25 protein-coding genes and 1 pseudogene are annotated in these 26,571 nt (G+C 41.5%); 21 read left to right on the forward strand and 5 right to left on the reverse strand.

Annotation, left to right across the window (positions count from 1 at the left end; genetic code table 11):
- Positions 1-49: 49 nt before the first annotated feature.
- On the forward strand, positions 50-649 hold the full coding sequence (locus FZC88_RS00835; RefSeq protein WP_148993315.1) for a phosphatase PAP2 family protein: 600 nt from the start codon (positions 50-52) through the stop codon (positions 647-649).
- Positions 650-688: 39 nt separating this feature from the next.
- Here the strand turns inward: FZC88_RS00835 and FZC88_RS00840 are convergent, their stop codons facing one another.
- Positions 689-2,086: a hypothetical protein gene (locus tag FZC88_RS00840; protein WP_148993316.1), complete on the reverse strand. Its 1,398-nt coding sequence runs from the start codon at positions 2,084-2,086 to the stop codon at positions 689-691.
- 242 nt (positions 2,087-2,328) lie between these two features.
- Here FZC88_RS00840 and liaF point away from each other — a divergent pair, with 242 nt between their 5' ends.
- Genes liaF through FZC88_RS00855 form a run of 3 tightly spaced genes read left to right on the forward strand, consistent with a single transcriptional unit; the run spans position 2,329 to position 4,881 of the window.
- Positions 2,329-3,144: a cell wall-active antibiotics response protein LiaF gene (liaF, locus tag FZC88_RS00845; protein WP_187443472.1), complete on the forward strand. Its 816-nt coding sequence runs from the start codon at positions 2,329-2,331 to the stop codon at positions 3,142-3,144.
- Positions 3,145-3,180: 36 nt separating this feature from the next.
- Positions 3,181-4,209 (forward strand): sensor histidine kinase, encoded by a 1,029-nt coding sequence (locus FZC88_RS00850; protein ID WP_262371584.1) that lies wholly within the window; start codon positions 3,181-3,183, stop codon positions 4,207-4,209.
- Positions 4,210-4,245: 36 nt separating this feature from the next.
- Positions 4,246-4,881: a response regulator transcription factor gene (locus FZC88_RS00855; RefSeq protein WP_148994247.1), complete on the forward strand. Its 636-nt coding sequence runs from the start codon at positions 4,246-4,248 to the stop codon at positions 4,879-4,881.
- Positions 4,882-4,977: 96 nt separating this feature from the next.
- On the opposite strand, the gene FZC88_RS00860 is transcribed toward FZC88_RS00855, so the two are convergent.
- Together FZC88_RS00860 and FZC88_RS00865 are read right to left on the reverse strand one after the other, a co-directional pair.
- The gene (locus FZC88_RS00860) at positions 4,978-5,553 is read right to left on the reverse strand and encodes a cysteine hydrolase family protein (protein ID WP_148993318.1); all 576 of its coding nucleotides are present in this window, start codon (positions 5,551-5,553) and stop codon (positions 4,978-4,980) included.
- Positions 5,554-5,750: 197 nt separating this feature from the next.
- Positions 5,751-6,257 carry an antibiotic biosynthesis monooxygenase family protein gene (locus tag FZC88_RS00865; protein WP_148994248.1) on the reverse strand — a complete coding sequence of 169 codons (507 nt, stop codon included), beginning with the start codon at positions 6,255-6,257 and terminating at the stop codon, positions 5,751-5,753.
- Between the two features lie 772 nt (positions 6,258-7,029).
- Between FZC88_RS00865 and hemE the strand changes: the two genes are divergently transcribed.
- From hemE to hemY, 3 genes are all read left to right on the forward strand, one after another.
- Positions 7,030-8,061: a uroporphyrinogen decarboxylase gene (gene hemE, locus FZC88_RS00870; RefSeq protein WP_148993319.1), complete on the forward strand. Its 1,032-nt coding sequence runs from the start codon at positions 7,030-7,032 to the stop codon at positions 8,059-8,061.
- A 90-nt stretch (positions 8,062-8,151) separates the two neighbouring features.
- On the forward strand, positions 8,152-9,081 hold the full coding sequence (gene hemH / locus FZC88_RS00875; RefSeq protein WP_148993320.1) for a ferrochelatase: 930 nt from the start codon (positions 8,152-8,154) through the stop codon (positions 9,079-9,081).
- Between the two features lie 115 nt (positions 9,082-9,196).
- Complete coding sequence (gene hemY, locus FZC88_RS00880) at positions 9,197-10,594, forward strand: protoporphyrinogen oxidase (RefSeq protein WP_148994249.1); 1,398 nt, start codon at positions 9,197-9,199, stop codon at positions 10,592-10,594.
- 126 nt (positions 10,595-10,720) lie between these two features.
- On the opposite strand, the gene FZC88_RS00885 is transcribed toward hemY, so the two are convergent.
- Positions 10,721-12,127, reverse strand: coding sequence for a LysM peptidoglycan-binding domain-containing protein (locus FZC88_RS00885; protein WP_148993321.1), 1,407 nt, complete (start codon positions 12,125-12,127; stop codon positions 10,721-10,723).
- Between the two features lie 186 nt (positions 12,128-12,313).
- Here FZC88_RS00885 and FZC88_RS00890 point away from each other — a divergent pair, with 186 nt between their 5' ends.
- The 3 genes from FZC88_RS00890 to FZC88_RS00900 all read left to right on the forward strand — a co-directional run bounded on the left by FZC88_RS00890 (position 12,314) and on the right by FZC88_RS00900 (position 16,112).
- Positions 12,314-12,889: a TetR/AcrR family transcriptional regulator gene (locus FZC88_RS00890; RefSeq protein ID WP_148968364.1), complete on the forward strand. Its 576-nt coding sequence runs from the start codon at positions 12,314-12,316 to the stop codon at positions 12,887-12,889.
- Positions 12,890-13,010: 121 nt separating this feature from the next.
- Positions 13,011-15,209 carry a YhgE/Pip domain-containing protein gene (locus FZC88_RS00895; RefSeq protein ID WP_148993322.1) on the forward strand — a complete coding sequence of 733 codons (2,199 nt, stop codon included), beginning with the start codon at positions 13,011-13,013 and terminating at the stop codon, positions 15,207-15,209.
- A 150-nt stretch (positions 15,210-15,359) separates the two neighbouring features.
- Positions 15,360-16,112: a FixH family protein gene (locus FZC88_RS00900; RefSeq protein ID WP_148993323.1), complete on the forward strand. Its 753-nt coding sequence runs from the start codon at positions 15,360-15,362 to the stop codon at positions 16,110-16,112.
- A 62-nt stretch (positions 16,113-16,174) separates the two neighbouring features.
- Here the strand turns inward: FZC88_RS00900 and yhfH are convergent, their stop codons facing one another.
- Entirely contained in the window at positions 16,175-16,309 is a 135-nt protein-coding gene (gene yhfH, locus FZC88_RS00905) for a protein YhfH (protein WP_079533738.1), read from the reverse strand.
- A 194-nt stretch (positions 16,310-16,503) separates the two neighbouring features.
- Here yhfH and FZC88_RS00910 point away from each other — a divergent pair, with 194 nt between their 5' ends.
- The 11 genes and pseudogenes from FZC88_RS00910 to FZC88_RS00960 all read left to right on the forward strand — a co-directional run bounded on the left by FZC88_RS00910 (position 16,504) and on the right by FZC88_RS00960 (position 26,560).
- On the forward strand, positions 16,504-17,238 hold the full coding sequence (locus FZC88_RS00910) for an MBL fold metallo-hydrolase (RefSeq protein ID WP_148993324.1): 735 nt from the start codon (positions 16,504-16,506) through the stop codon (positions 17,236-17,238).
- An 11-nt stretch (positions 17,239-17,249) separates the two neighbouring features.
- On the forward strand, positions 17,250-18,236 hold the full coding sequence (locus FZC88_RS00915) for a lipoate--protein ligase (RefSeq protein WP_148993325.1): 987 nt from the start codon (positions 17,250-17,252) through the stop codon (positions 18,234-18,236).
- 179 nt (positions 18,237-18,415) lie between these two features.
- Positions 18,416-18,898, forward strand: a complete 483-nt coding sequence (locus FZC88_RS00920) for a flavin reductase family protein (RefSeq protein WP_148993326.1) — start codon at positions 18,416-18,418, stop codon at positions 18,896-18,898.
- A 20-nt stretch (positions 18,899-18,918) separates the two neighbouring features.
- Positions 18,919-20,397, forward strand: coding sequence for a 4-hydroxyphenylacetate 3-hydroxylase family protein (locus FZC88_RS00925; protein WP_148993327.1), 1,479 nt, complete (start codon positions 18,919-18,921; stop codon positions 20,395-20,397).
- 106 nt (positions 20,398-20,503) lie between these two features.
- Positions 20,504-21,256 (forward strand): annotated as a pseudogene (locus tag FZC88_RS00930) (IclR family transcriptional regulator).
- Between the two features lie 28 nt (positions 21,257-21,284).
- Positions 21,285-21,836, forward strand: coding sequence for a 3-hydroxyanthranilate 3,4-dioxygenase (locus FZC88_RS00935; protein ID WP_148968372.1), 552 nt, complete (start codon positions 21,285-21,287; stop codon positions 21,834-21,836).
- The gene (locus FZC88_RS00940) at positions 21,827-22,885 is read left to right on the forward strand and encodes an amidohydrolase family protein (RefSeq protein WP_148993328.1); all 1,059 of its coding nucleotides are present in this window, start codon (positions 21,827-21,829) and stop codon (positions 22,883-22,885) included. Before FZC88_RS00935 ends, FZC88_RS00940 begins: the two co-directional genes overlap by 10 nt.
- Positions 22,833-23,303 (forward strand): RidA family protein, encoded by a 471-nt coding sequence (locus FZC88_RS00945; protein ID WP_148968374.1) that lies wholly within the window; start codon positions 22,833-22,835, stop codon positions 23,301-23,303. Before FZC88_RS00940 ends, FZC88_RS00945 begins: the two co-directional genes overlap by 53 nt.
- 79 nt (positions 23,304-23,382) lie before the next feature.
- Positions 23,383-24,858: an aldehyde dehydrogenase gene (locus FZC88_RS00950; RefSeq protein WP_148993329.1), complete on the forward strand. Its 1,476-nt coding sequence runs from the start codon at positions 23,383-23,385 to the stop codon at positions 24,856-24,858.
- Between the two features lie 31 nt (positions 24,859-24,889).
- Positions 24,890-25,672, forward strand: coding sequence for a 2-keto-4-pentenoate hydratase (locus FZC88_RS00955; RefSeq protein WP_148994250.1), 783 nt, complete (start codon positions 24,890-24,892; stop codon positions 25,670-25,672).
- Between the two features lie 12 nt (positions 25,673-25,684).
- Positions 25,685-26,560 (forward strand): acetaldehyde dehydrogenase (acetylating), encoded by an 876-nt coding sequence (locus FZC88_RS00960; protein ID WP_148993330.1) that lies wholly within the window; start codon positions 25,685-25,687, stop codon positions 26,558-26,560.
- Positions 26,561-26,571 lie beyond the last annotated feature (11 nt).

Consider the following 26,571-nt stretch of genomic DNA (forward strand, 5'->3'; position numbering starts at 1 on the left):
ATATTGAGAGGGAAGTGGGTAATTAGAGTGAAATTCAAGGAGGATCAAGATGAAGAAGTTTCAATACATAACGGCCATCATTTCATTTGTACTGTTTATGACAATCGCACATTTTATTTTTTATGAGATGGAGATTTTAGGTGATGAGTACCTCTTGTCCAACATGAGCAACCTTCACTTAATAGAATTGTTTTCCGTAATAGGTACTGAATTAGTGATTGGGATCGCATCCATCGCCCTTATTTTATACCTTTGGTGGGTCAAGAAGGACTTTGTTGGAATCATCACCGTTGTTGTCCTGGTAGCCGGGAGTAACGTTCTGAATAAAACAATCAAAGGTTTGATGGAAAGAGATAGACCTCCATTTTCACATGGCGAGGAAGGGTTCAGCTTTCCTAGCGGCCATGCCATGGTGGGACTTGTCTTCTTACTCGTCATTGCATACTTCATAAGCAGAGAGATCACTTCTACTGGAATGAAAGTGAGCCTCTATATCCTGGCAATCCTCCTTTCCCTGCTGACAGGTCTCAGCAGAATAGTGGAACAGGCTCACTATCCATCAGACGTCGCAGCCGGATACCTACTTGGATACTCCTTTTTCATACTGTGCATCTTTCTCTATGAGAAGCGGCCAAAACAAGAAAAATAGAGGGACGGACCTTGTTTCAAGGTCCGTCCCTCACTATGTTCAAATCAAAAACATCGCCACGATTGTTGTAGCTATTAATCCGATGACGACAGGAAGCATGTTACGCCGTGCGAGTTCGAATGGATCGACTCCACAGATGGCAGCAGCCGGGATGAGGGCCCATGGGACGAGTGTTCCACCGCCGACCCAGATGGCTGCGACTTGCCCGAGGGCGGTCAGGGTTGCAACACCTGACCCAATGCTATCTGCGAATAGATTGGCTACGGAACCTGCTAGGGAGATACCGGAAAAGCCGGATCCATCAAGACCCGTGATCGCTCCAACGGTTGTTAGGGTGATCGCCCCCACTGCTGTAGACAGGGGAACGACGGCAGCCAGTGATGCCCCGAGGTCGTTGACGATTCCTTGAGAGGCTGAAGGAAGGAAGTCGCCGATAATCGTTTGAAACCCTGAATCTCCCAAGTAAAAGAAAGCGGCGATCGGAATCACGGGACCAAACACTTTAAATCCAAACTGAAAGCCATCAATCATGAAGCTCGTCGTTTTCTCCAATCCCTTTCCTTTATAGGCAGCCAATGAAATCAAGAGAAGAATGATGATGGATGTTCCACCGATCAGTGCCGTTGCATCTCCCCCTTGTAGATCAAATAGGACCATAGCGGTAATATCAAGGGCAAATAAAATAGGGATAAGGATGGCAATTGTTCGTTTCCATCGTGTAGATAACAGATTAGTTGACTCCTCCGGATCCTTATCAATAGATGCAATGGCGCTTGAATCCACTTTTAGGATTCCATTTTTCATATCTCGTTTAAGAAATAGAAAAGCGGTGACAGTTGTGACGACGCCCATCACAATAATAAGGGGGATACTTGCAGAAATAACATCTGAGACAGGTATTCCTGCTGCGTCGGCCGTTAACTTCGGAGCTGCCTGAATGACAAAGTCACCTGAAAGGGCGATACCGTGACCGAATAGGTTCATGGCCATGGCGATTCCAAGAGCGGGTAATCCGACTCTAAGGGCGACTGGTACTAACACGGCACCCAGGAGGGCTACTGCAGGCGAAGGCCAGAAAAACCAAGATATAAACATCATCACAAGACCGATTGTCCAGTATGCAAGGGCCGGTGTCCGGATGAACTTTGTAAACGGGCGGATCATGACATCGTTAATACCGGTAGTAGTCAGTCCTTTACTCATTGCTACGATAATGGAAATCACGAGAATGGTAGATAACAATTCCGTAATGGCAAAGATAAAGCTATTAAATATACTACTAATCGATCCGCTTAACGATCCTGTTGCCACCAGGGCAATACTGAAGATTCCCAGGATACATACAATCGTGGTGTCTTTCCGGAAAATCATGAATAGGATGATGAATCCTATGAAAGCTAAATAAATCCAATGAAGAGCCGTTAAATCAATCCCCATTAGAAAAAACCTCCTCTAAATCGTTCCTCAAACTTTAGGCATATGCCCTGATCTGTACTATAGATTATGAAAAAAGTGATAAGGTGTGATTTAGGTTAGAAACATTTTTTCCGTCTCGAGACCGAGGCAGAATCATGCCGATGCTCCTCTATACACGAGTGAAAACAATCTATAATGAATGTAGTAACAGGAATTTATTCATTTATAGCGAAACTAATAGTAGATGTGAAGGTGGTGCTGGTATGAGGTATAGGGGAAGAAAACAATGGTTTTTCTCGTTCCTGTTGATGGCGATAGGATTGTTGTTATTACTATTGAATATTGGTGTCATTTCCTTGGAAATAACGCAGATATTTGTCAATATCATTCCAATTTTGTTTGTGCTCCTTGGCGTGAAGTGGACGGTAGACAGTTTTTTGAAGGGAAGCTTTGGGAAGTTACTGTTTGGACTGTTCAGTATGGTTTTAGGGGGACTCATTATACTGGATGGGTATGATGTAGTGGATTTTGACTATGGAAGCTGGTGGAAACTATGGCCTCTCTTTATAATTGCTATTGCCATTAATAGAGTGGGAAGAAATAAACCCATCAAGATTAGCATAAGCAATGAATCACCAAATAAAGAGGAAGCATCGCAAATAGGATTTGAAAATCAGCCGTTTGGGGAGAAAATCCTTCAAAAAAAGAATAAAATGAACAAAGGTTTCATTGTCGGGGATATACGTTTTTCCGAGCCTAACTGGCCACTGGAATCAATGAATCTTTACAATGCCATTGGAGATTACTATTTTGACTTCAGTAAAGCCTTTATACCAGAAGGGGAAACGCCAATTGATATCAGTGGCTGGATAGGTGATGTAAAGATGATCATTCCAGAAAACCTACCAGTGGAGATCACCTTGAAAGTACAGGTAGGAGATATTAAATTATTTGACCAGAAGTCCGCGGATCTTCGTTCAGAGCTATATTACCGTTCACCTGAATACGAGCTTGCAAGCAAAAAAATCAAACTGAATGTTAATGTGAAAATAGGATCGATTCGAATCAGCCGAGTGTGATCGGAGACGATTTATCCGATAAAAGGAGGTTAGAACATGGAAAAGTCTTCAAACATTCGCAATTGGATCTTTAAAAGCTTTTTCATGATGTCCACCATGGCTGTCTTGCTTTTCTTTATATCCATGCAAGTCTATCTGTACTTATCTAATAGTCCAGGCATCACTCTTAAAGTATCACTCTATTTAACCATTTGGCTGGCAAGCATTCTTCTATTATTAAGCATTTATTTCGGATTTCGTACTGGATATACATTTAAAAGAAGAATTGATGATATTTCCACCTTTGTAACGTTGCTAAGAAGTGGGAAGTTTTCAGCAAGGGTGGACCGATACGAACACGACGAGCTTGGAATCTTATCGGATGAGTTGAATCAGCTTGCTGTGTTCATTCAAGAACAGGTGAAATCATTGCAGAGATTAGCTGATGAAAAATCCGAGCTTGCCGATCAAGCTCACCAGGCAGCTGTAATGGAAGAGCGGCAAAGACTTGCGCGGGATCTTCATGATTCAGTCAGTCAGCAATTATTCGCGTTGAATATGCTTTCTTCTGCCGCCCAAAAAAGCATGGACACAGATCCTGAAAAGGTCGGGACGATTGTAACACAAGTGGCTGAAATTGCTGGGAAAGCGCAAGGTGAGATGAGGGCTCTCCTTCTTCATTTACGACCAATCGATTTAAAAGGTGAAGGTCTTTGTGAAGCGTTAACCATATTAATTAGAGAATTAAAGGAAAAAACTCAGATTGAAATCGAAGCAAGCCTCGATGGGATTGAGAATCTTTCAAAGGGGACTGAAACCCATATGTTCAGGATTATTCAGGAGAGCCTTTCCAATATCCTGCGTCACTCAGAAGCAACGAAAGTGAAGATTGTGACGGAGAAAAAGGATGGTTATGTCTCACTGTACATAAGTGACAATGGAAGAGGTTTTAACCTGAGAGAAAACAAGATGACATCGTACGGACTTCAGACGATGAGAGAGCGTGCCGAGGAAATCGGGGGATTGTTTCAAATTCGTTCAAAAGAGAAAGAAGGAACGTATATTGACCTGCGGATTCCAGTCTAAACCAAAGGGGGAAATCAGGTGGATAAGGTAAAGGTGATGATTGTAGATGATCACGAAATGGTTAGATTAGGAATAAAAACCTATTTGCTTACAGAGGATCGGATCGAATTCCTAGGGGAAGCGAAAAGCGGTAATGAAGCGGCTCAGCTTGCGAAGCTGTATATGCCCGATGTGATTCTGATGGATTTATTAATGGAGAATGGGAATGGTATCGAAGCCACAAAGAAGATCTTAACCTTCCATCCACAATGTAAAATCATTATACTTACAAGCTACTATGATGATGAAAAAGTGTTTCCTGCCATTGAAGCAGGAGCTCATAGTTATTTGTTGAAAACGGCAAGTGCCGAAGAAGTGACATCGGCTATTTATAAAGCGATGAAGGGGGAGTCCGTCATTGCCTCAAAAGTAGCGGATAAAATGATGAACCGCTTCCGCCCTCAGGAAGTATTGCCTCATGAAGAGCTGACGTCGAGAGAAATGGATGTATTGAAATGCCTGGGAGAAGGGATGACGAATCAGGAAATTTCTGAAGAACTTTTCATAGGGATAAAAACTGTTAAGACTCATGTAAGCAATATCCTGAGTAAGCTCGGAGTGGCCGATCGTACCCAGGCAGCGATATATGCGAATCGGAATGGGATATTATACAGTAATAATACGAAAAAATAGGCAGACTTTCACTAAAAATAACGCAAAGGGGCTTAGTCAAAGGGAATGGTATCACTCCCCTTGACTAAGCCCCTTTTGCGGGAACAGAAAAGTTACTTAGAAAGTAACAGGTTTGCTAAATTTGAATCGTGAAGATAGTATGGTTTCTGTTGAAGAGATGGTGGCGAATTCATGATGAAGATTAGCCAGCGACAGACCGTGAACAATTTCAGCAGAAAATAAAGAACCATCATACGAATACGTTTCGAAGCATGCTGTGGCATCAAAAGGAACAGTCACATCATAACCTAAGTTCTGTGCCATGCGAACCGTAGTGGATACACAGTGATTCGTCGTAAATCCCATCACTACAAGGTATTTGAACTTTTCCCTCTTTAAATATAAATCCAGGTCCGTATCGATAAAGGCGCTGTTGACATGCTTAATGATTTGCTTTTCGTTTCGTAAAGGGCGGAATTCGTCTATAAAATCGAAACCTGAGCAGCTTGAATGCAGTTGTGATTCCATATCATTGGAAGAATGCTGTACATGAACGACCGGACATGACTTCTCTCTCCAGGCGCGAAGAAGCTGAAAGGCGTTTTCTTCCATACCAGGATTATTTCGCTTTCCCCATGAAGGATGACTAAATGCCTTTTGAAAGTCAATCAGAAGCAAACACGTTTGACTCATTGGTACTCAACTCCTTTCATATAAGGTGTGTTGTAAATAAATGCAAAGTAAATATCTATGCCAATACGATAAAGTATACTGTTAATAATTTGTAATTATGTATGTACACTTTAAGTGTAATTGTTAAGTTTGGGGGACCGGCGAGTAGTTGTCATTCAGGAAAATAAAAAGCTGCCTCGGATCGGGCAGCTTATGTATTACTCTTGACCTGTTACATGATATTCACTTACATAGGAAGCGCGGGGGAAAATATCCTTCTTATTATCAATTCCTTCTTCCGTCCCGCGCTTTTCATGTGCTTTTTTGTATTGCTCTGACTCCTGCCAGGCAATGAAGTTTCTCTCGTCTTCCCATTGTGTCATAATCACATATGTATCCGATTCTAATGGACGAAGAACACGTATGGCCGTAAAGCCCGGAACTTCTTCGATCAGTCCTGCCCGATTTTTAAAGCGGTACTCAAATAGCGGACGGCCTTCATCTGTAACCGGAATATTATTGAACACTACATACCCTTCATTTACAAGCTCACCAGATTGATCGACGATTTCATATTTGCGTGGGGATTCAAAGACACTTTCTCCAGTTGTCTCATGAAGCAGCATGGCATCTTTCCCTTGCAATAAGATCATTTTTTCATCTGTATGCCGATTCATTAATTTTTGCAGAAATTCATGCGTTCCCGTTGTTATATACACCTTCATCCAAATCACCTCAATTAATTTGTTATCTCTATTATACTCTTCCCTAATCCTTTGCTCATGTAACATGGTTTCTGGATATTTTTTCATCCCCTTTGAAAATCGGCAAATTTATGACATTTTCCCTTGATAACTATACAATTCTCATTAAAACGTCTATAGTTTAAAAGGGTTACAATTCGTACGGTCATATTAATTCGAAAAGGATCTGTCTAGGGCTCTGTCAATCAATGTGCGCTGGATGGTGAGGGGAACTGCTCCGCTTGCAGCTAGCGTTCGGCCGAGCCTCCTCAGCGTAGCCGAACGGGGTCTCGGCATGCCCAAAATCCGCCGGAGTCTACGCAGTTCCCCTTACCATCAATATGAGACTTTTCGTGACAGAGCTGAAAGGTGACAAAAACGAGCTAATAGAAACTAGAATTTCTTGTTCTTAAATGGAAATGGACCACGGCTCTCTTAATAAGAGATTGCATTCTAAAAGTTAGTATTTTTATTTTTATAAAAAACCTCATACTGAGAAAGTTGATTGGAGCGGAAGGTGCTCGACTCCTGCGGGGAAAGCGGGACAGGTGAGACCCCGCAGGCGAAGCCGAGGATGCTCACCGCCCGCCCCGCGGAAAGCGAGCATCTGTAGCGGAAATCAACTACTACTATCTTCTTTAAAATCACCAAACTTTACGAAAGAACCGATTGAAAATAGTACAATTTTAGAATCTACTCAAATTAGTATACAATGGAATAATGGAGTTACATAGAAAGGTGGACGAACAAAGGTATGAAACAAATGAATGATACATTTTTACGAGCAGCAAAGGGAGAGAAGACGGACTATACTCCGGTTTGGTATATGAGACAAGCTGGGCGTTCACAACCTGAATACCGCAAAATCAAAGAGAAGTATTCTCTGTTTGAAATTACACACCAACCTGAGCTTTGCGCATATGTGACAAGGCTGCCGGTGGAACAATATGATGTCGATGCAGCGATCCTATATAAAGACATTATGTCACCACTTCCTTCTATAGGAGTGGATGTAGAAATCAAATCAGGAATCGGCCCCGTGATCGATAACCCGATTCGTACGACAGCGGATGTTGAAAAGCTTGGAGAAATCGATCCCGAAAATGATGTTCCTTACGTATTAGATACCATTAAATTATTGACTGTTGAGCAATTGTCCGTGCCGTTGATCGGTTTTGCAGGTGCACCTTTTACAATGGCAAGCTACATGATTGAAGGCGGCCCATCGAAAAACTATAATAAAACAAAAGCGTTCATGTATGCAGAGCCACAAGCCTGGTTTGCTTTAATGGATAAACTGGCAGTTATGACAGTGACGTATGCGAAAGCTCAAATCAAAGCAGGTGCGTCTGCTTTTCAAATTTTCGACTCATGGGTCGGGGCATTGAATATACAAGATTATCGTACATTTATTAAGCCGGTCATGGAGAAGATCTTTACAGAATTGAAGGAAGAGAACGTACCATTGATCATGTTTGGTGTTGGTGCAAGTCACTTGGCGAATGAATGGCATGACCTTCCTCTTGATGTAGTCGGATTAGATTGGCGCCTGCCGATTAATGAAGCAAGAGCAAGAGGCATTTCCAAAACGGTAATGGGAAATCTGGATCCTGCGATTCTGTTAGCTCCTTGGGAAGTGATCGAAGAAAGAGCCAAAGAGATCCTTGATCAGGGAATGGAGCTTCCTTCCCACATCTTTAACTTAGGACACGGGGTATTCCCGCAAGTTAATCCGGACACATTAAAGCGTCTGGCAGCTTTCGTACATGATTACAGTGCCAGGTAGAGCACATTCATACGTGTGCAACCATGGATTCATATGAAGAAACATGGCACAATAATGGAATGTATGATACTGATAATGAGGTGAAATGGTATGACAAAGAAGAAAATGGGTCTATTGGTGATGGCCTATGGAACTCCATATAAAGAAGAAGATTTGGAACGCTACTATACTCACATCCGACATGGAAGAGCTCCCTCTGCTGAACTGCTGGAAGACCTCCGAGGGCGCTATGAAGCCATTGGTGGGATTTCTCCACTGGCAAAAATCACCCTGGATCAAGCGAAGAGTCTTGAAGAACATTTAAACAGCATTCAGGATGACATGGAGTTTAAAATGTATCTTGGTCTGAAGCATATCGAACCTTTCGTGGAAGATGCTGTTGAACAGATGCATAAAGACGGCATTCAAGAAGCCGTTTCGATTGTACTTGCCCCTCATTTTTCGACGTTCAGTGTTAAATCCTACAATGGACGCGCGAAGGAAACAGCAGAAAAGCTGGGCGGGCCTCACATTACATCCGTTGAAAGCTGGTATGATGAGCCTAAATTCATTCAGTATTGGATTGACAGAGTGAAGGAAACCTATGCAAGCATGTCGGAAGAAGAGCGTAGCAATGCTGTCCTGATCGTATCTGCTCACAGCCTGCCCGAACGCATCCTGCAATCAGGCGATCCATATCCAATGCAATTAGAGGAAACAGCTAAGATGATTGCAGATGGCGCAGGGGTGAAGGAATATGCAGTAGGCTGGCAAAGTGAAGGAAACACTCCTGATCCATGGTTAGGTCCTGACGTTCAGGATTTAACCCGTGACCTTTATAAAGAAAATGGATACAAGACATTCGTCTATACGCCTGTAGGCTTCGTATCCGATCATCTTGAAGTTCTATATGACAACGATTATGAATGTAAAGTTGTAACAGATGATATTGGAGCTTCGTACTATCGTCCGGAAATGCCGAATGCCAAACCTGAATTCATCGATGCAATGGCAGATGTCGTGTTAAAACACCTTAAATAATTTCTCGTTTTTGGCTGAAACAAAGGAAGGACTGAAGCATATGAGTTCACTCTCACCGCTTTAGTCCTTCTCTATTGTTCAATAAGATATATTGTTAAAGAAGGCGATGAACGTGTTGGGACAACAAAATAAAAGAGTCGTGATCATAGGTGGAGGGATCACCGGATTAACGACTGCGTACTACCTGCAACAGGAAATAAAAGATAAATACCTTCCCATCGAGGTGAAGCTTGTGGAAGCAACCCATCGACTCGGCGGAAAAGTGCATACCTTGAAAAGGGACGGGTATGTGATCGAAAAGGGACCGGATTCATGTTTAGCCAGCAAACCTGAAGTTTCCCGCTTAGCGGAACGGCTGGGCATCGAGGACACACTCATTCGGAACCGTAAAGGCACCTCCTATGTGATAGCGGGCGGTGATCTGTACCCTATACCCGGGGGATCCCTCGTAGGTATTCCAACCCAAATCGCTCCCTTCATTACGACCAGTCTGTTCTCGTTGACTGGTAAAATGAGGGCTGCCGCTGATTTCGTTCTTCCCCGATCACAGGAAATGGAAGACCAGTCATTGGGTAAATTCTTTCGACGAAGAATGGGGGATGAAGTTGTTGACCATTTAATTGAACCTCTCTTAACAGGCATCTTTGCCGGGGATATCGATCAATTAAGCCTAATGTCAACCTTCCCGCAACTGTATGAATTAGAACAAAAACATCGTAGTTTAATAGCAGGCATTAAAAAGAGAGGCCAATCTGTAAACTCGAATGAAAAAGGGAACTTCCTGACATTTACAGGAGGACTTCAATCTCTGATCGATGCCATGGAATCAGGATTGAACCCGTATACTGTATACAAGAGCATGAAAGTAACCAGCATAGAAAAAGAAGACAGCAATGTTTACACGATTACCTTCGCAAACGGAGAGCAGTTGGAAGCCGACAGCGTAATCGTCACCACACCTCATCATGTAGTACAATCCATGTTTCCCACGTATCCTTTTTTAACCTTTTTAAAAGAAATGCCGGCTACATCCGTGGCAACCGTAGCAATGGGGTTCGCACAAGATGCCATCAAAAAAGACATCGCCGGCACGGAATTCCTTGTATCAAGAAACAGTGACTATTCCTTGACGGCGGGAACCTGGACCCATAAAAAATGGCCACACACTGCCCCGGAAGGAAAGGCACTATTGCGATGTTACCTGGGTAAATCCGGTGACGAAACCATCGTCGATTTATCTGATGATGAAATTGAGCAGATTGTCCTTGAAGATCTGAGCAAGATCATGGATATAGAGGGTGAACCTGAGTTTACAATCGTGTCCCGTTATAAGAACTCCATGCCTCAATATACAGTAGGCCACAGGGAACGGATCCAGGGTATGTATGAACAAGCTGAAGCAAGTCTGCCTGGATTATTTATCGCCGGGAGTTCTTATGAAGGAGTAAGTATTCCTGACTGTATCGTACAGGGGGAAAAGGCTGTATCGAAAGTAATGGAGTATCTGGAATAGGATACGTGAGACCGCCAGGGTTGGCGGTCTTTTTGATTCTAAAAAGATTGGGGAACTAATAGTGGATTTTTCTTCAAGCTGAACCACCGTAAAGACACCTCCTGCAGACAACAGGAGGTGCATCACTCACTTCACAACCCGATACCTGGAATGCTGCAGCATCCAATTCTGAGGAAATGCAGATCCCAAAACCCAGTAACTTAAACCTCGCAGTCTATACTCATCCACCGTTTTCTGTTTGGCGAGCATGCTTCGTGCGTCTTCAAACCAGACTTCATGCTTTTGGCCGGTTTCATCCCAATAGGTGAAATAAGGGGATTGATAAACGTCGTTGTATTGAATCCTTACACCATATTTGCTTGCGAGATCAAGAGCTCCTTGAGGGGAGACCGTTTTGGCGAAGGTTCCGTCGACCCATGGAACTTTCCAGTCCCGTCCGTAGAGGGGTGCGCCCATCATGATTTTGTTTCTCGGGATGACGGTAACGGCGTAATCAAGTACTTTCTTCACTTCATTGATCGGGGCAATCGCCCAGGGTTTGCCGCCTGCCCATCCCCATTCGTATGTCATGAGTACTACAAAGTCGACAATTTCTCCGTGTGCTTTATAGTCATGGGCTTCATATAAAAGTCCTTTTTGATCACCTTTAATTTTAGGTGCAAGGGCCGTCGACACAGAGTATCCTTTAGGTTTTAGTGCTGCAACGGTTCTTCTTAAGAAAGTATTATAATTTTCCCGGTCCTCGGGGAAAACATATTCGAAATCAAAATTTAAACCTTTATAGCCCTTCGACTCCATTTTCTTTAAGATGGATGAGATTAAGGTGTTTTGCAGAGTTTCACTTCTTAGAATGGTGGCGACAAGATCAGAGTCGAATTTTCCACCTGTAAAATTTGTGAGAACCAGTAAAGGGTCGACGTTTTGGCTGTATGAGGCTGAAATAAGAGCACGATCATTTAACTCAGTGACCGAACCGTCTTTTGTAATGGAATACGTAAAGGGAGTCAGGTAGGTGAAATAGCTGCCCAAACCGTTCACTTCTGCTACTCCTTCACTGTCTGTCCGGGTAATATAGGCATTTACTTCCGTCGTGAGTTTCGTGTTTGGAATCCTGATTTGCTGGTTTGGATAAATGAGAGAGGGATTCGCAATAGAATTGGCATTTAATACTTCCTGCAATGGGACTTTATAGTTATAGGACATGGTATAGAGAGATTCACCTGACTTTACTCTATGAATAAAGGAAGGCATAACGATCAATTGACCGACGAATAGCATGGCAGGATCGGAAATCTGATTGTAATCGATCAATTCTTTTAAACTTATATTGTACTTTTGGCTAATGCTATACAAAGTGTCCCCTGATTGCACGATGTATTCTTTTAAAGGTTCCGGAATGAGAAGACTTTGTCCAATCACGAGAATATTTGGGTTTTTTAATTGATTTCCGTAAGAAATTTGATTGACTTCGACGCCATATCTCTGTGCGATCGACCAGAGAGAATCCCCGCTTTTGACAACATAAATATTCATAAGACACCTCCTAACAAACCTTATCTTTATAGCCTATTCAGAAGGGCTTATTCTATATGAAAGATGAATGGTATACTAAAAGAAAAAATCACTTGTGTATTGGCAAGTGATGTGATAAATTTAATAATGTTAACAAAGTGACTAAATTACAAATTTGGTCAAATGGTCAAATTGAGGGGTGTGTTCATGGCGATCGATCGAAAGAAACAGGTTCTGGAGGCTGCGACAAATTCGTTTTCATTGTTTGGGTATAAAGCCACGACGATGGATCAAGTGGCAAAATTAGCGAATGTGGGAAAAGGAACGATTTATACGTTTTTTAAAAATAAGGAAGAATTGTTTGATGAAATTGTATCATCGTTAATCATTGAAATGAAACGGGAAGCGGAAGAAGTGATTGATCCGCAGGAAACCTTCTCAGAAAATGTTCATCGTGCATTGTTCCGCATGCTTGAATTCAGGAAAGAGCATAAGCTGACCATCAAGCTTTATCAAGAAGCCAGGGAAATGGGAACTCCTGCTGTATCAGAAGTCATTGATCGCATGGAGGAAGTGGTCATCGAATTCTTGAGTCAACGAATTGAAAAAGCGATTGCCTCAGAAGCGATTAAGCCATGTAATCCTGAAATGACCGCCTTTGTTATGTTGAAGATGTACGTTTCACTTATTTTCGATTGGGAACGGGCACATGGTCCACTTGATAAAGATGAAATTGCCAATCTCTTTGAACTATATTTAATTCAAGGGTTATCGAAACGATAGTCCTTCATTTTTGGCAAAGAATGACTAAATGAATAAAATAGTCATTTATTTTTCGCACTGAAATGACTATTTGAACTAATCGGTCAATAATTCAAAATCAAAAAATAATTGGAGGAAAAACATGAAGAATTCATTTGTAGGTTCAGAATTCAAAGCGATTTTCAAAAATAAGAAACTTCTCATCCCGATTCTCGCCGTTCTTTTCATCCCTGTTTTGTACAGTGGTATGTTCTTATGGGCATTTTGGGATCCATATGAACAGTTGTCAGACTTACCTGTGGCTGTTGTAAACAGCGACAACGGAGCAGAGTTTGACGGGAAGGAATTGCATATTGGTGATGACCTAGTAGATAAATTGAAGGAAAGCGATCAATTCGACTTTCATTTTATCGATAAAGAAGAAGGCTACAAAAATTTAGAAAAGCAGGATTATTACATGCTCGTTGAGATCCCGGAGGATTTCTCTGAAAACGGAACTACATTATTAGAAGATAATCCTAAAAAACTTTCTCTGAAATATGTACCGAACGAAAGCTTTAACTTCCTGTCCGCTCAAATCGGTGATACAGCGATGAAAGAAATCAAAGCAAGCCTTTCGAAGTCAGTTTCTGAAACATACGCTGAGACCATGTTTGATAAAATTAAAGAAATGGGAGATGGCTACCAGACAGCCAGTGACAAAGCTGGCGAAATCAATAATGGGGCTATCGATTTATCTCAAGGTGCCAATAAGTTAAAGGATAATTTAGCCGTTTTAGCCGAAAAGAATGTTGAGATGAATGACGGTGTGGCGAAAACTCGTGCAGGTGCCGCTGAACTTGCCGAGGGTTCTAAAGAATTATCCGACGGTGTCGGCGTCATGAATGATAAATCACAACAATTGTATGAAGGAACAAAGGATGTCCAATCAGGGATTGATGCACTTGCAGCTGGAATCGATAAAAGTAAGGCTGGTTTAGAGCAGGTGGATGCAGGTCTAAATAGCGCAGTGGACAATACAGCTAAACTGCACGCCGGATCACAAAACCTGGCAGAAAAAATCGGTGCTCTCCAGGGTGGAGTGGATAGTGCCAAAGCAGGAGCACAAGCCATTGGAGCAGGGGCGACAAAGCTTGAAGAACAACTGGCACCATTTATGGGAAGCCTTCCAGAAGAAAAACAGAATGAGTTACAGGCTGCAATCGATCAGATTAAGCAGGGGGCAACCGGTCTTCAAACAGGTACCGGGGCACTGAGTACGGGTGCATCCGAGCTTCAAAAAGGAGCGAATTCTCTTGCTAGAGGAATAGGGGAATTAAATAAAGGTCAAATGAAACTACAAGGTGGAATCGACCAGCTTGTATCCGGCTCAGCCCAGCTTGATCAAGGATCCAATCAGCTTCAAGCAGGTCAGGGTGAAATTGTAAAAAACTTTGGCATATTAAATGATAAGCTTGGTGAAGTATACCAAGGAACAGTAAGTGTTGCTTCAGGAGCAAATGAATTAAGTACAGGTCTTAACAGAGTATACAATGGTTCCACTCAATTAACAGACGGGTCTAAGAAACTTGCAGATGGGTCAACAGAATTAGCAGAAGGCTCAACGAAACTGTCAGATGGAACGACGGAATATGAAACGAAATTAAAAGACGCGGCCAAAGAAGCCAATAGCGTCAAAGCAAATGGTGATACGTACGATATGATGGCTGCCCCGGTAGATGTGAAAAATGAGAAAATCAATCATGTTCCAAACTATGGAACTGGTTTTGCTCCTTATTTCTTATCTCTCGGATTATTTGTCGGAGCACTATTAATTTCAATTGTGTATCCATTGAAAGAACCAGCAAATCGTCCATCAAGTGGGATGAGCTGGTTCATGGGTAAATTCACTGTTCTTACAGCAGTAGGGATCATTCAATCATTGATTGCAGCAGGCATTTTGCTGTTGGGGTTAGGTCTTGAAGTGGAAAGTGTACCATTATTCTTACTTTCTACGATCATTACGAGTCTTACATTCCTTGCCCTCATCCAAATGCTTGTAACGATTTTAGGTGATCCAGGACGCTTTGTAGCGATTATCATATTAATCCTTCAATTAACTACAAGTGCAGGGACATTCCCATTAGAATTAATCCCGACTGCTCTGCAGCCGATCAGTGCATTGTTACCAATGACATACTCAGTGGCAGCATTTAAAGCAGTCATTTCAAGCGGGGACTTTGCCTTCATGTGGCAGAACCTCTTCATCCTGCTGGGATACTTCGTTGTGTTTGTCGCAATGACGTCTGTATTCTTTGTAGGGCTGTTCAAGAAACAATATACAAAAACTGTAGAAGCTTAAGGGAAAAAAAGGGAGATGTCACACACATTTCCCTTTTTTTCTTCATAAAATGGACAAACCATCCGTAAGCATGAGAGTGTATACTAATTGTTGAGAAGTACATAATGGTGAGACACTTAAAAAAGAAGAATGTTTAAAGGAGAGTTTTGGATGAAGAAGGTAAGCTTGTTTGTTTTGGTAGGCTTTCTCGCATTGTTTATCGCAGCATGTGGTAATTCAAATGAAGATAACGGAGCAAAAGAAGATGAGAAATTGGAAGCGATTGAAGCAAAGTTAGACGTGCCTGAAAAAGGAGAAAAAGGTGAAACCGTTTCTCTTTCGACTAAAGTCACTCAAGGTGATGAGAACGTCGAGGACGCTGATGAAGTGAAATACGAGATTTGGAAAAATGGTCATAAAGAAGAAAGTGAAATGATCGAAGCTAAGCATGATAAAGGCGGAGTATACAAAGCTGAAAAGACGTTTGAAGAAGACGGCATGTATACTGTGCAAGTCCATGTAACAGCCCGTGATATGCACACCATGCCAAAAGCTGAAATTCCGATTGGCGAAGTAGAGGCAGAGGAACATGGAGAGGAAAGCGAAGACGGTCACCACGGTCATCACGAAAGTTCTGTTTCCATTCATCTTATGAAGCCTGATGTGATTAAAATGAATGAAGAAGCAGAAATGAACGTTCATGTGGAAAATGAAGAAGCGGCACTGGAAAAAGCAGAAGTGCGTCTGGAAATTTATAAAGAAGGTCAAGAGAAACATGAGTGGGTCGACCTAACAGAAGATGAAGCAGGTAAGTATAATGGTTCGTATGCTTTCCCGGAAGAGGGTACATACAATGTACAGGTTCACGTGACCAAAGGTGAGGAAATTCACGAACACACAATGCAAACAGTGAAAGTACAATAAACATAAAAAGGATGCTCTTCACTTTGAAGAGCATCCTTTTTATTACCCCTTATTCTTCATTATCAATACTCGTAATCAGTCGTACATTTCTCGCAATAAATGCCGTAGCATTCATGCTGTTCCTCAATTGTATCTCCACATTGTGCACAAGACTTAGGCGGCAAATTTCGAAAGAACTCCACAATATTTTTTACCATGTTAATCACCCTCCGTAAATTTTTTCACCCATCAATTGTTTGTGTTATATAACTGATGTGTTAATTTATTTTATTGTATTATAACAGTATGTATTTCGTCAACGATTAATTCAAAAATAGGCGAAAAAAATGAAAAAATAGGCACAATGAAGTATAGTAGGGGTACATACTAAAGTGAAAGGCGATGTTCAAAAATGAAGCTAACCGTTATTGGACAATGGGGCGGCTATCCGAAAGCAGGAGAAGCGAGCACCGGGTATTTACTTGAGCATAATGGCTTCAAACTGCTTATTGACTGTGGCAGTGGTGTACTGTCCCATCTGCAACATCACGTAGAGGCTACCGATTTAGATGCGGTCCTTCTGTCCCACTATCATCCAGATCATGTAGCAGATATAGGTGTACTACAACACGCTTTATTGATTCAATACTTCCTGGGGAAAAATAAAGGTACATTACCTGTGTATGCCCATAAAGAAGATCAACGGGGGTACGATACGATTACATATAAAGATTTAATGAAAGCCCATGAATATAAGGAAGATACATCATTATCGATTGGCCCTTTCACGGTAACATTTGTGAAGAACAGACACCCTGCGCCGTGCTATGGAATGAGAATCGAAGCAGACGGCAAATCGTTGTTCTACACAGCAGACTCGGCTTTCAAAGAGTCATTTGTTTCATTTGGGAAAGACGCAGATGTACTGCTCTGTGAATGCAATTTCTATGGAGGGATGGATGCCTCGAACGCTGGTCACATGACGAGTCTCGACGCCGGAAATCTTGCTCAAAAAACCAATGCAAGAAAGCTCATACTGACGCATTTACCGCATTTCGGTGAACTGGAGTCCTTGGTAACAGAAGCGAAAACCATGTATAACGGCGAGGTACTGTTAGCGAAAAAAGATATGAAAGTAGATATTTAGGGGGAAAAAGGATGTTATTTATCGATAATAAAGGGATCACGGATCCGAGGGTCAATCTTGCTATTGAAGAATATGCACTGAAGAACTTAGATATTAATGAAAGCTATTTATTATTTTATATAAATGAACCTTCCATCATTATCGGGAAGAACCAAAATACGATCGAAGAGATTAATACAGACTATGTGGAGAAGCAAGGTCTTCATGTCGTTCGCCGCCTTTCTGGTGGGGGAGCGGTCTATCACGACTTAGGAAACCTGAACTTCAGCTTTATCACGAAGGATGACGGAGAGAGCTTCCACAACTTCAAAAAATTCACTGAGCCTGTTGTAACAGCCCTTCATAAGCTGGGGGTGAAGGCGGAACTTAGCGGACGTAACGATATTATCGCAGAAGGCAGAAAGATTTCCGGAAACGCCCAGTTCTCCACTAAGGGTCGGATGTTCAGCCACGGAACGCTGCTGTTCGATTCCGAAATGGAAAACGTCGTATCAGCTCTACGGGTGAAAAAGGACAAGATTGAATCAAAAGGGATCAAGTCGATCCGAAGCCGTGTGGCCAATATTTCTGAATTTCTGTCAGAAAAAATGACCATCGAACAATTCCGTTCAACCCTTCTGGATTATATTTTCGACGGAAGCGACGTAGAAGAATATGTCCTGACGGAAGAAGACTGGAAGAACATCCAAGAGCTTTCAAAAGAACGCTATCAGAACTGGGATTGGAACTACGGTAAATCACCGAAATTCAATCTCCAACATTCTCACCGCTTCCCGGTCGGATCCATTGACGTCCGTCTGGAAGTGAACAAAGGGAAAATCGATAACTGTAAAATTTTTGGTGATTTCTTCGGAGTCGGGAATGTAGAAGACATTGAAGAAAAACTAACAGGCACACGCTATGAACGAAAAGACATTGCCGGAGCTTTAGAGGGCGTTGATATTCAACACTATTTCGGGAATGTGACGAAGGATGAATTTGTGGATTTGGTGTATTAACGATTAATAACTCTCCTTTAATGAGGAGGGTTATTTTTTTGTTTGAAAAATACCGCAAAAAATATCAGATTTTTTAAAAAATTTCGTAAATATTTCACATTATGAAATTATCATAAGTTTTATCTTTTATAAAGCTATAGTATGGAGTCAGATTAAGAAATGAGGAGGTGGCATGTAAAATGGATATTCGTGATTTAAGAAATTGTTTTGGTAAGTTTGCCACGGGAGTAACTGTTGTTACGTGGAGAGGTGATAACAATCAGAATCATGGCATTACGGTAAATTCGTTTACGTCTGTTTCTTTGGATCCTCCATTAGTATTGGTATCTATTGATAAAAAAGCCAAAGCCTACGAAAGAATGAAAGAAAAGCCTTTTGTTATTAATATATTGGCGGCTGGTCAGGAAGCTGTGGCCTGGCAATTTGCCGGAAAAGAACAACAAGGATTGCAAATCGAATGGGAAGATACCGAATGTGGTCCACTTATTAAAGGTTCATTAGCTACAATTGAATGCAGCCCCTGGAAGGAATATGAAGGCGGAGACCATGTTCTATTTGTTGGTGAAGTTCAAAATTACCATTACGAAGAAGGTAATAGTTTAGTCTTTTTCCAAGGTAAGTTCTTAGAAACAAATTCAATCGACAACTACGTAAAAAAATAGTAGTAAAGGGGGATGTTAAAATGACAATTCGTACTGGTGCCCAGTATATAGAAGGTTTGAAATCTCGACAACCAGAAGTTTGGCTAGGAGGAAAGAAAGTAGAGGACGTTTATGAGGAAGAAGTATTCCGCCGGCCAATCCATGAAATTGCAAATCTCTACGATATTCAAAATGATCCAAAATACAAAGAGGAAATCACCTACATATGTGAAGAAGCAGGTGAGCGATATTCCCACGCATTTAAAGTCCCTAAATCATATGAAGATTTAAAAGCGAGAAGCAAGCTTTTTGAAGTTTGGGCTAAAGCAACCTTTGGGCTTATGGGAAGAACACCGGATTTTCTTAATGTAACGATTACTGCAATGGCCAGCAATAAGTGGTTTCTGGAACAATACAATCCGGAATGGGCAAAGAATATGGTGAACTACTACGAATATATTCGGGCCAACGACTTATTCTTGACTCATGCCATCATTAATCCTCAAAATGACCGCAGCAAAACCTCTCATGAACAGGAAAAGGAGTTTACACATCTAGGGGTTGTTGAAGAAAGACCTGATGGTTTTATCGTAAGAGGAGCCAAGATGTTGGCTACACTTGCTCCAATAACAGATGAAGTGATCATTTATTCCTTCCCAGGGTTTCAGCCGGGCGATGAAAAGCATGCCATCGCATTTGCTTTGCCTATAGACACACCTGGTCTGCGAATTGTTTGTAGGGAGCCGATGCAAGATGGAAGACGATCTGTATTAGACCATCCACTCGCTTCCAGATATGAAGAAATGGATGCATTACTTGTCTTTAATGATGTATTTGTTCCAAGTGACCGTATTTTTATCAATCAGAATATTGAAGCTGCCAATCTATTATATCCGAAGACTGGAATTGGCCAGCAGCCTGCTCATCAATCAGGGGTAAGAGGATTGGTAAAACTGCAATTTGCTTCTGAAGTAGCAGCAAGAGTGGCAGATTCCATTGGTGTGGACGGATATTTAAACGTTCAAACACAATTAGGGGAGCTTATGCAGTCTGTTGAAGCAGTACGCGCACTATTAAGAGTGGCAGAATACGAATTTGAAACGACGTCAAGCGGAGAAGTGAGACCTGCCGGTACACCTCTTGAGACCATTCGTGGGATGTTGCCTAAGCTCTATCCACGCGCCATTGAGGTGATGCAAACTGTCGGTGCTGGTGGATTGTTGATGTCACCTACATTTGCTGATTTTGAACAGCCTGAACTTCGGGAGGATGTTCAGAAATATTATGTAGGACGTGAAGGGGTAACGTCAGAAGAACGGGTTCAACTATTTAAACTTGCATGGGATCTATGTGGTGAAGCATTTGGACAGAGGCTACTGCAATATGAGCGTTATTATTCAGGTGATCCTCTAAGAAGACTGGGTCGTTTCTATGCAGGGTTTAAACGGAATCACTCTTTTGAAATGGTTGATGAGGCATTAAAAGGCTCAAAAGACCTTCAAGGACAACCGACCTCGTAAATGTAAGCGCTTTATTTTAATTTGTTGCAAGCAGGTAATTCAACAAGATTTGTCAAAGTTCTTAAATTGGTGCTAACGGCCAATAGTAGGATGAGGGGGATAATAAGTGATTTCTTCTGTGAAAAAGATTTCCAAAATTCTGAATTGATTTACCAATGACGAACCGGCATTAGGCAATAATGAAATTGCCGAAAGACTAAGAATGAATCCAAGTACTGTCCATCATTTAGTGCGGACCCTTTGTGAAGAGGGAATGCTTATTCAAGATAGCCGGAAAAAATACCGATTAGGCTGGAAGCTATTAGAATGGAGCAATCACGTTATGTATCAACAGGATATTTATAGTGAGGCGACTCCATTTTGTGAAAGTCTCATACGAAAGTTTCACGGTACGGTCCATATTGGTATGTTCGATTCAGGAGAAGTTCGATTCGTGTTAAAAGTGAAATCAAAAACATCACTTCCAGTACCCACTTATGTCGGGGCAACGAAACCGGCTTATTGTACGAGTACGGGAAAAATTTTGTTGGCTTATAACCCTTCGCTGATTAAACCTACGATTGCCAAGGGACTTTTACAGCGTGCACCTAATACAATTACCTGTATTTCAAAATTAAAAGAAGAATTAAAGCAAATAAAAGCCCAGGGGTTTGCGATTAGCAATAATGAGAATGAACTGGGGCTATATGGTATAGCGGCGCCTATTCGATCATATACGGGCCAAACGATCGCTGCGCTTAATATGGTTGGACCAATCACATATATGAATGGCAGCAATCGTAATGAAATGATTAGAAATGTGGTAAATACAGCTGAAAAAATTTCAAAAGATATCGGTTATATAAGCAGTGTATTGTGACACCTACAATCATTCAGGAGGTTATGAAATGACTACTCAATCAAAATCATTCTTAAAAACAAGAGTTCTGGATTTATTGAAAACAATTGAAGAAAACAAAGATTTATTGAAACCGCCAGTGAACAATAAAGTGCTTTGGGAAGACTCTGAATTTATTGCCATGTTACTTGGAGGTCCCAATAAACGTCGTGATTTCCATGTAGATCCATCTGATGAATTCTTCTATCAAATTAAAGGCAATGCATATGTAGAGTGCATTAATGATGAAGGAAAACGTGAAGTGGTAACTGTAGGGGAAGGCGAAATATTTATGCTGCCGGCAAATGTACCCCACTCTCCTCATAGAGTTGCAGATTCCTATGGAATTGTTTTAGAAAGAAAAAGGGACCAGGGAGAACTTGAAAGCTTTGTATGGTTCTGTGATAAATGTGACCATGAAATGCACCGGGCCACTGTTCAACTGACAAATATTGAAACACAGGTGAAAGAAGCGATAGAACATTTTAATTCAAGTGAAGATCTGCGCATATGTGAAAAGTGTGGGTATAAAATGCCGCCTGAAGCTGAGGAATGGAAATGAGAGTAGATTTTCATACCCATATCATTCCGAAAGACCTCCCGGATTTTGCTGAAAAATATGGAGGGAAGTGGCCGGTCCTCCATCAAACTTGTGCGTGTGGAGCAAATATTTTAGTAGAAGGTAAGATATTTAGAGAAGTGACAGATCAAGTATGGAGTCCTGAAAAGAGAATACAGGATATGGATAGAGAAGGTGTAGACATTCAGGTGCTTTCTCCCATTCCCGTCACGTTCTCTTACTGGGCAAATAAGGATGCTGCACTTGAAATGGCACGGATTCAAAATGACTTTATTTCAAAAACCGTTCATGAGCATCCCTCCCGTTTTGTAGGTTTAGGGACTGTTCCCATGCAGGATGCAGCAACTGCAGTAGCTGAAATTGATCGTTGCATAAATGAATTAAATTTATACGGAATTGAGATAGGTACAAATGTAAATGGCGAAAATTTAGATGCACCTGAATTCCTCGAGTTTTTCGAGATGGCCGAGAGATGGAATGTGCCTTTATTCATTCATCCGTGGGAGACGATGGCTAAGGATCGAACACCGCGACATAACTTTATGTATACCATCGGAATGCCGAGTGAGACAGCTCTTGCCGCTGCCAGTCTTGTTTGGAGCGGTGTGATAGAGAAATTTCCTAATTTAAAAATTTGTTTTGCCCATGGTGGAGGGTCGTTCCCGTACATTTTACCAAGACTGGATCAAGGGTGGAAGGTATGGCCGCAATTACGATTAACAACGCATCCACCAAGTCATTATGTGAAGAATTTCTATTTTGACTCCTTAAACTATGATTCTTTAAATGTGAACTATCTAATTGATCGATTTGGTCATGAGAAAGTAATGATGGGGTCAGATTATCCATTTTTATTAAGAGAGATTCCACCAGGGAGAGTAATAGATGGAATGAATGAATTAACAGACGTTCAAAGACGAATGATGTTAGGTGAAAATGCGTTGAGATTCTTAAATATAAAGGAGTTAAAATCTGACTATGGAACAAAAACTAATGACACCAGAGGAGAAACTTCAAAGTCTCGGACTTAAGCTTTCTCCTGTACGCCCTGTTGTAGGGAATTATGTTAGTAGAGTTCGTGTTGGCAACCTGATTTTCACTTCTGGTCAAGGAGTCGATGAGTATCATGGAAAGATTGGCACTGACTTTGATGTACAGGAAGGTTATCTGGCTGCCCGTCAATCCATGATGAATCTATTAAACGTGTTGAAGGATGAACTTGGAGAACTTTCTAGAGTGAAGAGAATCGTGAAAATATTAGGATTTGTCAATTGTACAGAGAAATTTACGGATCAGCCAAAAGTAATGAATGGTGCGTCTGATTTATTAGTAGAGGTTTTTGGTGAAAAAGGTAAGCACGCCAGGTCAGCTGTGGGGATGGCACAATTGCCTGGAGGAACAGCCATTGAAATTGAAATGATTGTAGAAATTGAAGACCCATTAACATAAATGAAATGAAAAAAGGTGACAAGCATGTCACCTTTTTTCAAAAATAATAACGTGTGAATAGTAGCAGGGGGGACTTTCAATGCATTTAAAAGAAAAATCCAATCAGAAAGTTAGACCAATAGATTGCAGACATTTCATTAATGGTGAATATAGAGATTCATTTGATATGAAAACATTCGAAAATATGAATCCAGCTACAGAGGAGATAATTGGAAGGGTATCGGAAGGCGGGAAGAAGGAAGTAGATGAAGCTGTAAAAGCAGCGAAAACCGCTTTAAAGGGACCTTGGAAAACCTTCACTTCAAGCCAACGTTCTGTCGTTTTAAGACGTATTGGCGACCTGATTCTTGAACGTAAAGAAGAATTGGCTGCACTTGAATCCATGGATACCGGGAAACCTTATCAAATGGCACTTGAAATCGATATTCCAAGAGCTGCCTATAACTTCCATTTCTTTGCAGACTACCTGACCTCTATGGGAACAGAGGCATATCAGCAAGATCAACAAGCCCTTCATTACTCCATTCGCCGGCCGGTTGGCGTAGTGGGCATGATCAATCCTTGGAATCTGCCATTATTACTTCTTACATGGAAGATGGCACCTTGCCTTGCAGCTGGAAATACAGCAGTTATGAAGCCTGCTGAGCAGACTCCCATGACAGCTACGGTACTGGCAGAAATATGTAAAGAAGCAGGAGTACCAGACGGGGTAGTGAATCTTGTTCATGGTTTTGGACCTGGCTCAGCAGGGGCTGCCATTACCGAACATCCTGACGTTGATGCGGTTACGTTCACGGGGGAAACCAAGACAGGAACCGCGATCATGAAAGCCGCTGCCCCATCTTTAAAGAAACTATCATATGAACTTGGTGGGAAAAATCCTAACATCATTTTTGCAGATTCCGACCTGGATGAAGTGATTGATACGACACTTAAATCAAGTTTTATGAATCAAGGGGAAGTATGTCTGTGTGGTTCCAGAATTTATGTTGAAAGTTCGGTATATGAATCCTTTTTAGAGAAGTTCGTTGCCAGAACAAAAGAGCTCACTGTAGGTGATCCATTCCGGGATGAAACCAAAGTTGGCGCAGTAATAAGTAAAGAACACTATGATCGAGTGTTGGGCTACATACAATCGGCGAGAGATGAAGGCGGAACCATCCTTGCAGGGGGAAGTCGACTCCAGGAAGAAGACAAAGGGTATTTTATCATGCCGACGATCATTGTTGGTCTTGATAAAGATGCAACATGTGTTCGTGAAGAAATATTTGGACCTGTTGTGACGGTAATTCCTTTTGAAACGGAAGAAGAAGTCATTGAACAAGCAAACGATACTCATTATGGATTAGGGACGACGATTTGGACAAATGATTTACGAAGAGCCCATCGGGTAGCTCACCAAATAGAAGCAGGAATCATTTGGGTGAACACCTGGTATTTGCGAGATCTGCGCACTCCATTTGGAGGTATGAAACAAAGCGGTATAGGCAGAGAGGGAGGCATGCATAGTTTCGAATTTTATAGTGAGCTTTCCAATATCACGATTAAATTATAGGAAGGGTGGGCTGTTCATGTTAGAGAAAACGATGAGTGAAGAGATCAAGAGCTTTTCAAATCAACTTATAGAAGCTGAGAGAAATAGAGTGGGGAGTAAACCTTTAACAGAATTAAAACCGTCCATCACCATTCATGAAGCCTATCACATCCAACTGAAAACGATCGCCAGGAAAGTCGAAACGGGCGCAACCATAGTGGGCAAAAAAATTGGTCTCACATCCATCGCCATGCAGGAACTACTTGGTGTCGACGAACCGGATTATGGACACCTCCTTGATGAAATGGCGATTGAGAACAATGGAACAGTGTTGAAGCCTCAAGTTCTTCAACCCAGAGTGGAGGGGGAAATCGCCTTTGTCCTTAAAGAAGAATTACGAGGTCCTAACGTAACTGCAGAAGATGTATTGAAGGCTACGGATTATGTATTACCTGCATTAGAAATTGTTGATAGCAGAATTACAGATTGGAAGATTAAATTACAAGATACGATTGCCGATAATGCTTCAACAGGATTATTTGTATTAGGAGATCGACCTGTTTCAATAGAGGACGTCAATTTAAAAGAAGTAGGGATGAACTTCTATCGTAATGGTGAACTGATGAATACTGGGAAGGGTTCAGCAGCACTGGGAGATCCGGCATATTGTGTAGCGTGGCTTGCCAATAAACTTCATGAGTTTAATTTGACTCTGGAACCTGGGGAGTTGATCTTATCAGGAGCTTTATCAGCAGCTGTATACGCAAACCCCGGTGATGAGTTCTCTGCCGTATTTGATGGTCTGGGAAAGGTTTCATGTACTTTTGAAAGGTAAGGAGGAAAAGAAATGAAAACGAAAGTTGCCATAATCGGGTCTGGGAATATAGGTACAGATTTAATGAAGAAATTGCTGCGATCAGATGTATTGGAATTAACGGCAATGATTGGTATTGACTCTAATTCAGAAGGGTTAAGAATGGCAAAGGAACATGGTCTTTCAACATTTTCAAATGGGTTGGATGGGTTCTTGGAAAAATATGAATTAGCAGATGTATTATTTGATGCAACATCTGCGAAAGCCCATCATCATCATGCTGAAATATTAAAAAAACTCGGTAAGAAAGTGATTGATCTTACACCTGCTGCCATCGGTCCCTTTGTTGTTCCACCTGTAAATTTACACGAGCATTTACATGAACAAAATGTAAATATGATCACTTGTGGAGGGCAAGCGACCATTCCCATCGTGCACAGTATAAATTCAGTAGCTGAAGTGGAGTATGCAGAAATTGTAGCCACAATTTCCAGTAGAAGTGCCGGTCCGGGCACAAGAGCTAATATTGATGAATTTACAGTAACAACAGCCAAAGGTCTTGAAGTGATTGGAGGAGCTGAAAATGGAAAAGCGATTATCATTCTTAATCCAGCTGAACCTCCAATCTTAATGAGGGACACGGTTTATTGTTTGTTAAAAGGAAATGTGATTCAAAAAGAGATTACTCAATCAATCAAAAACATGGTAAAGAGGGTGAGTGAATATGTTCCTGGATACCGCCTTCGAACAGATCCTATTTTTGAAGACAATAAAGTGACGGTTTTCCTTGAAGTTGAGGGCTCAGGTGACTACTTACCGAGTTATGCCGGAAACCTGGATATCATGACTTCGTCTGCAGTGAAAGTAGGGGAAGAACTAGCTAAATATGTAATGACTCAGCAGGCATAATACTTTACCTA

It is taken from the genome of Rossellomorea aquimaris (genome assembly GCF_008180865.1).
In the GTDB taxonomy this organism is placed as follows: domain Bacteria; phylum Bacillota; class Bacilli; order Bacillales; family Bacillaceae_B; genus Rossellomorea; species Rossellomorea yichunensis.